10 protein-coding genes are annotated in these 12,709 nt (G+C 63.5%); 8 read left to right on the plus strand and 2 right to left on the minus strand.

Features of this window, described 5'->3' with window-relative positions; translation table 11 throughout:
- Nucleotides 1–15: 15 nt before the first annotated feature.
- Nucleotides 16–438: a DUF4307 domain-containing protein gene (locus ACZY0X_RS09895; RefSeq protein ID WP_463769851.1), complete on the minus strand. Its 423-nt coding sequence runs from the start codon at nucleotides 436–438 to the stop codon at nucleotides 16–18.
- A gap of 152 nt (nucleotides 439–590) precedes the next feature.
- On the opposite strand from ACZY0X_RS09895, the gene mca reads away from it, so the two are divergent.
- The 8 genes from mca (at nucleotide 591) to ACZY0X_RS09935 (ending at nucleotide 11,182) form a co-directional block, all read left to right on the plus strand.
- A complete protein-coding gene (mca, locus tag ACZY0X_RS09900) occupies nucleotides 591–1,457 on the plus strand; it encodes a mycothiol conjugate amidase Mca (RefSeq protein WP_463769853.1) in 867 nt (288 codons plus the stop codon).
- On the plus strand, nucleotides 1,454–1,726 hold the full coding sequence (locus ACZY0X_RS09905; RefSeq protein ID WP_463769855.1) for a hypothetical protein: 273 nt from the start codon (nucleotides 1,454–1,456) through the stop codon (nucleotides 1,724–1,726). Before mca ends, ACZY0X_RS09905 begins: the two co-directional genes overlap by 4 nt.
- Nucleotides 1,710–3,710 (plus strand): thioredoxin domain-containing protein, encoded by a 2,001-nt coding sequence (locus ACZY0X_RS09910; RefSeq protein WP_463769857.1) that lies wholly within the window; start codon nucleotides 1,710–1,712, stop codon nucleotides 3,708–3,710. Before ACZY0X_RS09905 ends, ACZY0X_RS09910 begins: the two co-directional genes overlap by 17 nt.
- Nucleotides 3,711–3,720: 10 nt before the next feature.
- Nucleotides 3,721–4,089, plus strand: a complete 369-nt coding sequence (locus ACZY0X_RS09915) for a nuclear transport factor 2 family protein (protein ID WP_463769859.1) — start codon at nucleotides 3,721–3,723, stop codon at nucleotides 4,087–4,089.
- A 419-nt stretch (nucleotides 4,090–4,508) separates the two neighbouring features.
- A complete protein-coding gene (locus ACZY0X_RS09920) occupies nucleotides 4,509–4,919 on the plus strand; it encodes an MmpS family transport accessory protein (RefSeq protein WP_463770600.1) in 411 nt (136 codons plus the stop codon).
- Nucleotides 4,916–7,819 carry an MMPL/RND family transporter gene (locus tag ACZY0X_RS09925; RefSeq protein WP_463769860.1) on the plus strand — a complete coding sequence of 968 codons (2,904 nt, stop codon included), beginning with the start codon at nucleotides 4,916–4,918 and terminating at the stop codon, nucleotides 7,817–7,819. The genes ACZY0X_RS09920 and ACZY0X_RS09925 overlap by 4 nt, the downstream gene beginning before the upstream one ends.
- Nucleotides 7,820–7,859: 40 nt before the next feature.
- Nucleotides 7,860–10,739 carry an MMPL/RND family transporter gene (locus tag ACZY0X_RS09930; RefSeq protein WP_463769862.1) on the plus strand — a complete coding sequence of 960 codons (2,880 nt, stop codon included), beginning with the start codon at nucleotides 7,860–7,862 and terminating at the stop codon, nucleotides 10,737–10,739.
- A gap of 104 nt (nucleotides 10,740–10,843) precedes the next feature.
- Nucleotides 10,844–11,182 carry a hemophore-related protein gene (locus ACZY0X_RS09935; protein ID WP_463769864.1) on the plus strand — a complete coding sequence of 113 codons (339 nt, stop codon included), beginning with the start codon at nucleotides 10,844–10,846 and terminating at the stop codon, nucleotides 11,180–11,182.
- A gap of 73 nt (nucleotides 11,183–11,255) precedes the next feature.
- Here ACZY0X_RS09935 and ACZY0X_RS09940 read toward each other — a convergent pair whose 3' ends face one another.
- Entirely contained in the window at nucleotides 11,256–12,671 is a 1,416-nt protein-coding gene (locus ACZY0X_RS09940; RefSeq protein WP_463769866.1) for a condensation domain-containing protein, read from the minus strand.
- Nucleotides 12,672–12,709 lie beyond the last annotated feature (38 nt).

Here is a 12,709-nt window from a genome sequence, read left to right on the forward strand (position 1 = left end):
GCTCGGGCGGCCCGATCAGGGCGCCACCAGGTAGCCGGGAACGTCTGTTCCGCAGCCGTAGACATCGCCGACGGCAGCCGGCTTCGTGGTCTTCACGATGGCGTCCACCTGCACGGTGACCTGTGACGACGGCGGAACCAGGATCTCGCGTCTGCCCGTCTCGCTACCGTCGACCGATCGTGCTCGCACGATGCACACCACCGGCCGGGAGGGATCATCGCGCGTGACGCCGACGGTGACCTCCACGGTCCGATCGTCGACCAGGCGATAGGCCGTCAGTTCGCCCTTCACATCGCTGGTCCCCAGGCGCTGGTAGCCGATGGTCGCGATGATCACGCCCAGCACGACGATGAACAGGGTCATGCCGATCGCGATGCGACGGCGGCCGCTGCGCGACAGACGCTGACGCCCGTAGCGGGCGGTCGGACGCTCGATCATGAGAGGTTTGACGTTCCCTTAGGACCCTGAGCAATGGCTTGGGCATGGGTCTGAGTTCGGATGGGTCGAGTACGACTGGAACTATAGGGCTACCCCAAGTTGTTGGAACCGAGCGGCGAGTCCCGACGAGCGAAGCGAGCAGGTAGACACGAGTGAGCGAACTGCGGTTGATGGCGGTGCACGCCCACCCCGACGATGAGTCCAGTAAGGGCGCGGCTACCACTGCGCGCTACGCCGATGAAGGCGCCCGCGTGATGGTGGTGACGCTCACCGGGGGAGAGCGTGGGGACATCCTCAATCCGGCGATGGACCTGCCCGAGGTGCACGGACGGATTCACGAGGTCCGCCGCGACGAGATGGCCAAGGCCGCCGAGATCCTCGGTGTCGAGCACGCGTGGCTGGGTTTCGAGGACTCCGGGCTGCCCGAGGGCGATCCACTCCCGCCGCTGCCGGAGGGCTGCTTCGCGCTGGCCCCGCTCGAGGAGTCGACGGGCGCGCTGGTCCGCCTCATCCGCGAGTTCAGGCCGCACGTGCTGACCACCTATGACGAGAACGGCGGATACCCGCACCCGGACCACATCCGCTGCCACGAGGTGTCAGTGGCCGCGTACGAGGCGGCAGGCGACTACCTTCGGTACCCAGAGGCAGGTGAGCCGTGGAACGTGTCCAAGCTCTACTACAACCACGGGTTCCTTCGGAAGCGGATGCAATTGATTCAGGACGAGTTCGCCAAGCACGGACAGCACGGTCCGTTCGACAAGTGGTTGAAGCACTGGGATCCGGAGCTCGACATCTTCGAACACCGCGTGACCACCCGCATCGAGTGCTCCAAGTACTTCGCGCAGCGTGACGATGCGTTGCGCGCGCACGCCACCCAGATCGACCCGGAGGGCGACTTCTTCGCGGCGCCCATCGAGTGGCAGCAGCGGCTGTGGCCCACCGAGGAGTTTGAGTTGGCCCGATCCAGGGTTCCCGTCCGTTTTCCCGAGGAAGACCTGTTCGCGGGGATTGAGCCATGACCGATTCGCTGCTGATCATCGCGGGCCTGCTGGCCGAGGAGGGACCCCGCGAGACGGGGCCGGACTTCGGCAAGGCCAGTCCATTCGGCCTGCTCGTCGTGGTGGTCCTGCTCATTGGCACGTTCTTCCTCGTGTGGTCGATGAACCGGCACCTCAGGCGGTTACCGGAGTCGTTCGATCGCGAGCATCCGGAGCCGGATCAGGCCGCTGACGAGGGCACCACCATCGCGACAGATGCCGAGAACCCGCGGCGTGAGCCCGAGGGCTAACGAACTCGGGGCGGCCACCAGCCCCTACCTGCGCCAGCACGCCGACAACCCGGTGCACTGGCGGCAGTGGACACCGGCGGCGCTGGCCGAGGCCGCTGAGCGCGACCTGCCGATCCTGCTGTCGATCGGCTATGCCGCCTGCCACTGGTGTCACGTGATGGCTCACGAGTCATTCGCCGACGACGAGGTTGCCGCGGCCATGAACGCCGGCTTCGTCTGCATCAAGGTCGACCGCGAGGAACGCCCTGATCTCGATGCCGTGTACATGAACGCCACCGTCGCGATGACGGGTCAGGGTGGTTGGCCCATGACGTGCTTCCTCACCCCGGACGGTCGTCCGTTCTTCTGCGGCACCTACTACCCGAAGGCGGGTCTGCTGCAATTGCTCGAGGCGGTCGAGGAGACCTGGCGCAACCGTCGCGCCGAGGTGGAACAGGCCTCCGACGAGATTGCCAATGAGCTGCGGTCCATGTCGTCGGGCCTACCCGGCGGGGGCCCTGCGCTTGACCCCGATCTGTGCGACCGCGCCGTCGCGAGCGTGGTCGGCGATGAGGACCCAATCAACGGTGGGTTCGGTTCCGCACCCAAGTTCCCGCCGTCTGCCCTGCTCGAGGCGCTACTGCGAAGTCACGAACGCACCGGCGCTCAGCAACCGTTGTCGACCGTCGAGAGGACGTGCATCGCGATGGCGCGCGGCGGCATCTACGACCAGCTGGCCGGTGGCTTCGCGCGGTACAGCGTCGATGAGGCATGGGTGGTGCCGCACTTCGAGAAGATGCTCTACGACAACGCGCTGCTGCTGCGGGCGTATGGGCACTGGACTCGCCGCACGGTGAACCCCCTGGCACTCAGGGTCACCCGGGAGACCGCGCGGTTCATCGTGGATGAGCTGAGCGCCGGCGGGATGTTCACGTCGTCGCTGGACGCCGACACCGACGGTGTCGAGGGGCTGACCTACGCCTGGACGCCCGCGCAGCTGGACGATGCTCTCGGTGACGATGACGGAAACTGGGCGGCAACGACTTTCGTCGTCACGCCCGACGGCACCTTCGAGAACGGCGCGTCGGTGCTGCAGCTACCTGTCGATGCCGACGACGGCGACAGGTTCGAGCGTGTTCGCGCGCGTTTGGCGCGGGTGCGCGCCGAACGGCCGCAGCCCAGCCGTGATGCCTTGGTGGTCACGTCCTGGAACGGGCTGGCGATCACCGCGCTCGCCGAGGCGTCGCATGTTCTCGGAGAGCCCGAATTGCTGGACGCCGCAACGTCATGTGCCCGCGCGATCGTCGACCTCCATGTGGTTGACGGTCGGCTGCGACGAGCCAGTCTGGGTGGTGTCGTCGGAGAGAGCGCCGCGACACTGGAGGATCACGGGGCGCTGGCGACCGCTCTGCTGACGCTGCACCAGATCACCACCGATCAGCGGTGGCTGGACACCGCGTGCCTGCTGCTCGACATCGCGCTGGACCACTTCGCCGACCCGGAACGTGCCGGCCGTTGGTTCGACACCGCCGACGACGCCGAAGCGCTTGTGGTGCGTCCCGCCGACCCGATCGACGGGGCAACGCCGTCAGGGGCCGCGCTGATCGCCGAGGCGCTGCAACTCGCCGCGCATCTGGCGCCCAGCCCGCACGCGGACCGGTATCAGGCCGCAGCGGTCGCGGCCCTGAACGCGGCCACACCGATCCTGGCGAGGGCGCCGCGCTCGGGTGGGCACTGGCTGGCGGTCGCCGAGGCCGCTGTGCGCGGGCCGATTCAGATCGCCGTCGCCTGCGATCCCGGTGCCTCCGAATTGCTGGCCGCGGCAAGGATGCTCGCGCCCGGAGGTGCGGTGGTCGTGGGCGGTGCGGTGGACTCCTCCGAGCTGCTCGCAGGCCGTGACCGGATCGGCGGGCGGGACGCCGCGTACGTCTGTCGTGGAAGGGTGTGCGACCTTCCCGTCACCACCCCGGGGGATCTGGCCACCGCACTCGGTGCTGCCGTGTAGCGTGCGGCGCATGACCGTCGACCCCGCCGCCAACGTCAAGCGCTACCTCGACACGGTCGCCACCGGCACCCCCGCAGACGTGGCCGCCCTCTACGCCGAGGACGCCACACTGGAGGACCCGGTAGGCGGCGGCGAGATCCACATCGGACGTGAGGCCATCGCCGGCTTCTACGGAGCGACAACCAACGCCGAGATCGCCACTGAGCTGCTGCACATCCGAGTCGGGGGCAATGAGGCGGCATTCGTCTTCGCGATCACCGTGACGATGGGTGATACGAAGCTGCGCATCGAGCCTATCGAGGTCATGCACTTCAACGCCGACGGCGAGATCACCTCGATGAAGGCCTACTGGGGCCCGGAGAACGTCACCACGATCTAGCGCTCGTGTGGCCGTCGCGATGTCGACGAGTGGCCAGCGAGCAAAGGGACTTAGTAGCTGCCATCGGGCCGTCACGCCTAGCCAAGAAATGGCAGTCGCAGTCATCGATGCATTGTTGGTTGGTGCGCCGGGGAGCGTGGGTCCAGGTGATGTCAAGGCGTCTGGGGGTTTCCCGTCAACTTTTCGTTTGACCCGCTAGGTAGTGACCGACATGGTTTACTCGTCGGGATTGGAACGCGTTCACCAAGGTGCCGAAAGTTTGCGGTATCCGGTGCACGGCGAGCCGGGAATGCTGCCGCATTCGAGGTCCGCTCTATCGTGATCGCGTCCGATGTGTAGTTGTAGGTTCGAGCACTCGACTCGGTGCCGGGCGCGGAAATAGGCGGAGGTAACTCGCGATTTTCAGGATTCTGACGCGGCTGTGGATCCCACTAGTCCTTGTAGTGGTGGGAATTGCAGGAGGATTCACTGTGTCGCGGTTGCATGGTGTCTTCGGCAGCGAGACTCGCCCCACCTACGCCAGCGCCGAGCGTGAGGAGAAAAGACCCCACGACCCCAAGCACATGGTGTACGAGGTGTTCGGCCCCCCGGGAACAGTGGCGACCATCAGCTATTTCGACGCCGATGCTGAGCCACAGCTCGTTAAGGACGCGACGCTGCCGTGGTCGGTGGAGTTCCCGATCTCGGAGGCGACGTCTATCGGAAACGTCACCGCGCAGGGCGACTCGGACAGCATCGGGTGCCGCATCCTCGTCGGCGATGATGTCAAGGACGAGAAGATAAAGCAGGGCGTGAGCGCGTTCACCTTCTGTCAACTGAAGGCCGCATGACCGCGCCCAGCGAACCTTCAACGGAGCCGCTGCAGATAAGCCAGCGGCCGCCACGCATAGCGCGGATGATCCGTCGGTTGGCGGTGCCGATCATCCTTGGGTGGTTGGCGATCGCCGTTGTGCTGAGCATGACCGTTCCCTCTCTCGAGCAGGTCGAGAAGGAACATGCGGTAGCGATGAATCTGGATGCTGCACCGTCGTTCCGGGCGATGGAGCGCATGGGTGAGGTATTCGGCGAGTCAAATTCCAGCATTGTGGCGATGATCGTCTTGGAGGGTGAGGCACCCCTCGGCGACGCCGCACACGAGTACTACGACGCGATGATTCGTCAACTGGAAGCCGACACCGAGCATGTGCAGCACGTCCAGGATTTCTGGGGCGATCCGATCACACAGGCCGCTGCGCAGAGTATCGACGGCAAGGCCGCGTATGCGCAGTTGAACCTGGCCCCTCCCACGGAGGGTGTCTCGGCGAATAAGTCAGTGGAAGCCGTCCGAGCCATCGTGGACGGGACGCCTGCGCCGCCGGGGATCAAGGCCTATGTCACTGGCCCGGCCGCGTTCGCCGCAGATCTGGGCCCCGCCGGCAACAGGACAGTCCTGTTGGTCACGGTGTTGAGCCTCGCGGTGATCTTCACGATGTTGCTGCTCGTGTACCGATCCGTCATCTCCGTCATTCTGATGCTGGTCATCGTCGGAATTGAATTGACGGTGGCCCGAGGATTTGTCGCGTTACTCGGCGACATGGGGATCATTGGTATCACCACGTTCGTCGTCAATCTGCTGGTAGCGCTCGCGATCGCGGCTGGAACGGATTACGGCATATTCTTCACCGGCCGCTATCAGGAGGCGCGTCAGGCTGGTGAGGACAAGGAAACCGCGTTCTACACCTGCTATCGCAGTGTCGCCAAGGTGGTCTTGGGTTCCGGTTTGACGATCGCCGGAGCGGTTCTCTGTCTGCACTTCACCCGGCTACCCGTTTATCAGTCTCTTGGTGTTGCCACCGCCGTGGGCATGGTCGTCGCGGTCGCGGTGGCCGTCACGCTCGTGCCGGCAGTCATCGCCGTGGGTAGCCGCTTCGGGCTTTTCGAGCCCAAGCGCAAGATCATGGTTCGTCGCTGGCGGAAGATCGGCACGGCGATTGTTCGGTGGCCCGGGCCGATTCTCATCGCGACATTCGCGGTCAGCTTCATCGGGCTATTGGCACTACCCGCATACCAGCCCAGCTACAACGACCAGAAGTACATTCCGCAGGATATCCCCGCCAATGTGGGCTACGCGGCCGCTGCGCGGCACTTCCCCCAGTCGTTGATGATGGCCCCCGATATTCTGTTGATCGAGGCCGATCACGATATGCGGAATCCTTCAGACTTTCTGGTGCTCAACAAACTGGCCAAGAGTATCCAGGCCGTCCCCGGCGTTTCCAGGGTGCAGTCGGTAACGCGCCCAGGAGGCGAGCCGCTCAAACACACGACGATTCCGTACATGCTCAGCATGAGCAGCGCGTCCCAGTCGCAGTTGATGCCGTTCCAGAAGAATCGGATGGAAGACCTGCTGGTCCAGGCCGATGACATGCTGGAAACGATCGGCATCATGGAGCGCATGGAGTCGTTGACCCAGCAGATGGTCACCGCGACTCATGAGATGGTCACCACAACGCATGAGTTGGAAGACATCACCAATGAGTTGCGGGACCACATTGCGAATTTCGACGATTTCTTCAGGCCGATACGCAATTACCTATATTGGGAACCGCATTGCTACGACATTCCGGTTTGCTTCGCGGTCAAGTCCGTTTTCGACACGCTTGACGGGGTCGATCAGATCAGCGCAAAGATGCGTGGTCTAGTCGAGAACCTCGACAAACTGGATGTACTCCTGCCGCAAATGGTCGAACAGTTTCCGGTGATGATCCAGACCATGAAGGACACGCGGCACATGATGCTGACGATGCACAGCACCATGACCGGGATCATGTCGCAAATGGAGGCGTCAACTGATGGCGCCACCGCGATGGGTAAGGCTTTCGACGCCGCCCAGAACGATGACTCATTCTTCCTAGCTCCAGAGGTCTTCGAGAACGAGGACTTCAAACGCGTCATGGACATCTTCCTGTCACCCGACGGGAAGGCGGCTCGGATGCTCATTTCCCAACGGGGCGACCCCGCGACACCCGAGGGTATGGCGCTCGTCGAACCCATCCAGATCGCGGCGGAGGAGGCGCTCAAGGGAACCCCGCTGCAGAACGCCAGCATCTATCTCACCGGCACCGCGGCGTCAGCGAAGGACATCGTCGACGGGTCCACCTACGACCTCTTGATCGCGGCGACCGCGGCGCTCTGTCTCATCTTCGGCATCATGCTGATTGTCACGCGGAGTTTTGTCGCCGCCCTGGTCATCGTGGGTACGGTGGCGCTGTCCTTGGGCGCGGCATTCGGGCTCTCGGTGCTCATCTGGCAGCACATTCTGGGCATCCCCTTGAACTGGGTTGTTCTCGCGATGTCGGTGATCATCCTTTTGGCGGTCGGTTCCGACTACAACCTGCTGCTGGTGTCACGGATGAAAGAGGAGATACATGCCGGGATAAACACCGGCATCATCCGGGCGATGGGCGGCACCGGCAAGGTGGTGACCGCCGCGGGTCTCGTGTTCGCCTTCACGATGTTGTCGATGGTGGTCAGTGACCTCGTCACGATCGGACAGCTTGGTGCCACCATCGGTGTCGGTCTGTTGTTCGACACGTTGATAGTCCGCGCGTTCATGACGCCTGCGATCGCGGCGCTGCTGGGGCGGTGGTTCTGGTGGCCGCAGGTGGTGCACCGCCACCCTGTTGGTGCGTCACGACGCCGGACAGGGGCCACTCCACTGGTGCGCTCCCTCCTGCAGAAGGAAGAGCGCTGACCGCGATGGACGCGTTGACCTTCTGCTTGGCGAAGGCCGTATGAGCACCCAACTGACAAGCGTCCGGCCACCATTCATCGCTCGGACCATCTATCGGCTATCGGTGCCGATCATCCTGGGCTGGCTGGTGGTCGTTGCCATCCTGACCTTCGCTGTGCCAACGCTGGAACAAGTCGGGCGGGAAAACTCGGTATCCCTGGTTCCCAAGGATGCGCCGTCGTTCGAGGCCATGAAGCGCATGGGTGAGACCTTCAAGGAATCCGACTCGGACAGCGTGGCGATGATCGTCATGGAGGGTGACGCACCCCTCGGCGATGATGCGCACACCTATTACGACGATCTGGTTCGTCAGTTGCGAGCCGATACCACGCATGTGCAGCACGTCCAGGATTACTGGGGGGATCCGCTCACGGCGACGGGTGTGCAGAGCGCCGACGGCAAGAGTGTCTACGTCCAACTGAATCTTGCGGGTAACCAAGGCGAGGCCCTGGCGAACCAATCCGTGGACGCCGTCCGCGACATCGTGGATCGGACACCGGCGCCGCCGGGCGTGAAGTCCTACGTCACAGGTCCCACACCGTTGATAACGGATATGACGCACGCCGGCGATTCGTCCCTCGTGAAGATCACCCTGGTGACACTGGTGGTGATCCTCACGATGTTGCTCTTCGTGTACCGCTCGATCACCACCGTTCTTCTGCTGCTCCTCATGGTGGGAATTCAAGTACAGGTGGCCCGAGGAGTCGTCGCATTTCTCGGCGATCACCAAGTTCTGGGGCTTTCGACATTCGCGGTCAACCTGCTGATATCGCTCGGGATCGCGGTTGGAACGGATTACGGCATATTCTTCACCGGGCGATATCATGAGGCGCGGCAAGCCGGTGAGGACAAGGAAACGGCGTTCTACACCACCTATCGCAGTGTCGCCAAGGTGGTCGTGGCTTCCGGTTTGACAATCGCCGGAGCAGTTCTCTGTCTGAGCTTCACCCGGATGCCGTATTTCCAAACCATGGGCGCACCCACCGCTATCGGAATGGTCGTCGCGGTCTCAGTGGCCGTCACACTGGTTCCGTCAGTCATTGCCGTGGGCAGCCGTTTTGGGCTTTTTGAGCCCAAGCGGAAGGTCTTGGTTCGGCGCTGGCGGAAGATCGGCACGGCGATCGTTCGGTGGCCCGGACCCATCCTGGCCGCGACGTGCGCGGTCGCATTCGTCGGGCTTCTGGCGCTGCCGGCATATCAGACCAGCTACGACGATCGACTGTATGTGCCGCAGGACATCCCCGCCAACGAGGGGTATGCGGTCGCTGATCGACATTTTCCCGAGTCGCGGATGACGCCCGACCTCATGATTATCGAGGCCGATCACGATATGCGGAATCCGACAGACTTTGTGGTTCTGCACAAACTCGCCAAGAGCGTCTTTGCCGTTCCGGGCATAGCCACGGTGCAGAGCATCACTCGGCCCGAGGGAACCCCGATCGAGAAGACCTCGATACCGTTTCAGATAAGCCTGCAGAGCGCGGGCATGATTCAGATCCTGCCGTTTGGCAAGGCACGAATGAACGACATGCTGAAGCAGGCCGACAGCATGACGAAGATGATCAACCAAATGCAGCGCACGTATGGGCTGATGAAACAGATCCGCGACGTCACCCATGACACGCTTCTCGTGAACAGGGAAATATCGGAGCTCACTGACGAGTTGCGTAATTCCATTGCGAATTTCGACGATTTCTTCAAGCCAATCCGCAATTACCTGTACTGGGAGCCGCACTGCTCGAGTATTCCGGTGTGCTTCGCGATCAGATCCGTGTTTCAGGGTCTCGACGGAGTCGACCAGGTTGGTGTGAAGATGCACCAGATCCTCGCGCGCGTAGAGCAATTGGATGGGTTGCAGCAGGAGTTGCTCACCCTGTTCCCGCCGATGATCGTCACCATGCAGTCGATGCGGACCATGACGCTGACGATGCACAGCACCATGTCGGGAATGTTTGCCATCATGGATGAGACGGCCGCAAACGCGACGTCGATGGGCAAGATCTACGACGCCGCTCAAAACGACGACTCCTTCTACCTGCCTCCAGAGGTCTTCGAGAACGAGGACTTCAAACGGGCCATGAGCCTGTTCTTCTCACCGGACGGGAAATCTGTTCGGCTGATCCTGACGCACAGGGGCGATCCCGGGACGCCGGAGGGCATCTCGCGGGTTGACGCCGTGCGGACGGCGGCCGAGGAGGCGCTCAAGGTGACGCCGCTGGAGAACGCCTCCATCCACCTCGCCGGGACCGCGGCGACTTTCAAGGATCTGCGAGACGGCTCGACCTACGATCTCCTGATCGCTGGTGTCGCGGCGCTCTGCCTCATCTTCGGCATCATGCTCGTCATGACGCGAAGTTTCGTCGCCGCGCTGGTCATCGTGGGTACGGTGGCGCTCTCACTGGGCGCGGCGTTCGGGCTCTCGGTGCTCATCTGGCAGCACATTCTCGGCATCGAATTGCACTGGCTCGTGCTCGCCATGTCGGTGATCGTGCTCTTGGCAGTCGGCTCCGACTACAACCTGCTACTGGTCTCCAGGATGAAAGAGGAGATACACGCCGGGATCAACACCGGCATCATTCGAGCAATGGGTGGCACCGGCAAGGTGGTGACGGCCGCCGGCCTGGTGTTCGCCGTGACCATGATGTCGATGGTGGTCAGCGACCTGCGCATCATCGGGCAGGTGGGTTCGACCATCGGTATCGGTCTGTTGTTCGACACCTTGGTGGTGCGCGCGTTCATGACGCCCGCGATCGCCGCGTTGATGGGGCGGTGGTTCTGGTGGCCGCTGCGGGTACGCCAGCGCCCCGCCAGTGCCGTACTGGGCCCGATGCGACCCGATCCCGACCCCCGACCCGATCAGCTTGTGACACAGGAGTCCTAGCCACTCGCCGCGGTGGTTGCTGGTTGGGCAAAGTTTGGGCGAGATTTGCCCCGGCCGATTACAGTCGGAATGGTCGGGATCAATTGGAGGGAAGAAGTCGGAATATGATCCAACTGTCGTTGACCAGGCTGGCTGTCGGGCTTGGGGGACTGGCACTGACGTTGACCGCTGGGGCGGGGGTCGCCTCCGCAGCTCCTGACCTGGGCCCAGCCATCAACACCACCTGCACGTATCCGCAACTGGTGTCGGCACTCAACGCGCAAGATCCGCAGGTTGGCACGGTATTCAGTCAAACGCCGATCCTGCAGAAGGGCTTGCGCGACTTCATCGAGGCGGGGCCAGAAGCGCGGACGAGGCAGGCCCAGAATGTGTCGGCCGCGCCAGCATTCCAGCCCTACATCGGCACGATCGCAGCGGCGTTCAATACCTGCAATAACTTCTGATCGAAACGGGGCGCGAGCCCCTTGAGCTTTGCCAGTGGGTGGGCGTCGCGCTGCGGCGTCCACCCACTGGCGTTTAGTCGATGTCGCCAGTCAGGCCGAAATCGGCCAGCGTTTGCGCAGCCACCTCACGCAAAGCGTCCTTGGTGTTCTCTGCGCCCGGTTGGTAGGCGCCGACGCTGATGAAGATCTTGCCGTTGATGCGCCCAGACAGAATGATCATTCGGCCGCCGATTCGCTCTAGCAACTGCCGCGATTCGCGTTGACCAGTTCCTCGAGCGTTCTCAATCTCGGCGATGGTGCCGGCAGGGCAGCCGATGATCGAGTGCAGGTCTCCGAGGTAGGAACAGAACACCGACTGATCGGGGTCAGCGGGCAACTTGGCGACCATCCGCCGCAGCGCCCGCTTCGGCGCGAACGACGGCAGCCACATGAGCTGCTTTGCCTCGTCCGGTGTCTCCTTCAGAGTCTTCAGCGTTTGCTTCACGGTGGCCCGGAGCTCGCGCAGATCCGTGGTCAGCGGCGTCGGGTCGACGCTGACGCGCGTGTACGACAGCGCCATCGCCCGCGTGTCCTCCTCGGTGCGATCGCTGATGGGGATCTGCAGGGTGACGACGCCGTCATCGGCGCGTCGGCGCCCGATGCGCTCCCCGAGCTTCGCGGCGAACGCTGCGGCCAGCGTGTGACTCGCTCCGTGCCGAGCCTCCGCACAGGCATCCCAATCGGCCAGGTCGACGTAGACCGTGATGGCAGGCACCAAGACGGTGTCGTCGCCAACGGAGGTGACGGGGACGGGCCGTGCTGCCGGTACGCGGTCACCCTCGGGCTTGCTACGGGCCTGCCTCCGGGCCAGTTTGACCGCGGTGACGAGCGCCCGGCCAGCCTCGGGGACGTCGCGCGCCGTCAGTCGGGCGTCCTGACCCACCGCACGCATTTTTCGAGTGCGTGACAGGGGCGGTGGGTAGCCAAGATCGCGCGTCTTACCCAGGGCCGCTTCGATTATCACCAGGGCAAGCCCGAGACCGTCGATCAGGTTGTGTGAGAGCACCAGGCTGATCGCGGTCGAGCCGTCATCGAGGGGCTGGACGCCGAGGTGCCAGCCGGGCCCGGCCATGGCGTCGATGGGCGTTTGTGAGCGTTCGTCGATCCAGTCGCTGAAGTCAGCGCGCGGGCGGGCGCGCTCGGCGATGTCGAGGTCGGCAGGTCCTCGGTCCAGGACCCATCTATGCCGGGCGATCGGCAGCGCCGGGCGCTCGATGCGCCGTCCCAGTAACCCCTGGCCGAGATTCTGGTGAAAGCGCCGCAGCGCTTCGAGATCGATGGCGTGCTCATAGAGCCACGTGACCTGTATGACCACGTTCATATCGGCGGCGTGATGCTCCGCCAACAAGGCTTCGTCCGCCAATGCGAGCCGATTATCCGGCCGGGCAGCAGCTTTGGCTGCGCGGCGGGTTCTCCACGATTCGCGCGCACGACCTATCCGCCCGGGCACCGATCACCATCCTTCATCTCAACCGTGTGTTCACGGTT

Source organism: Mycobacterium sp. IDUB_39, from assembly GCF_055419205.1.

Excerpts from the sequence above, each read along its gene's own strand:
- ACZY0X_RS09915 (WP_463769859.1), top strand. The coding sequence starts at position 3,721 with ATGACCGTCGACCCCGCCGCCAACGTCAAGCGCTACCTCGACACGGTC.
- ACZY0X_RS09925 (WP_463769860.1), top strand. The coding sequence starts at position 4,916 with ATGACCGCGCCCAGCGAACCTTCAACGGAGCCGCTGCAGATAAGCCAG.
- ACZY0X_RS09905 (WP_463769855.1), top strand. The coding sequence starts at position 1,454 with ATGACCGATTCGCTGCTGATCATCGCGGGCCTGCTGGCCGAGGAGGGA.
- ACZY0X_RS09935 (WP_463769864.1), top strand. The coding sequence starts at position 10,844 with ATGATCCAACTGTCGTTGACCAGGCTGGCTGTCGGGCTTGGGGGACTG.
- ACZY0X_RS09895 (WP_463769851.1), bottom strand. The coding sequence starts at position 438 with ATGATCGAGCGTCCGACCGCCCGCTACGGGCGTCAGCGTCTGTCGCGC.
- ACZY0X_RS09930 (WP_463769862.1), top strand. The coding sequence starts at position 7,860 with ATGAGCACCCAACTGACAAGCGTCCGGCCACCATTCATCGCTCGGACC.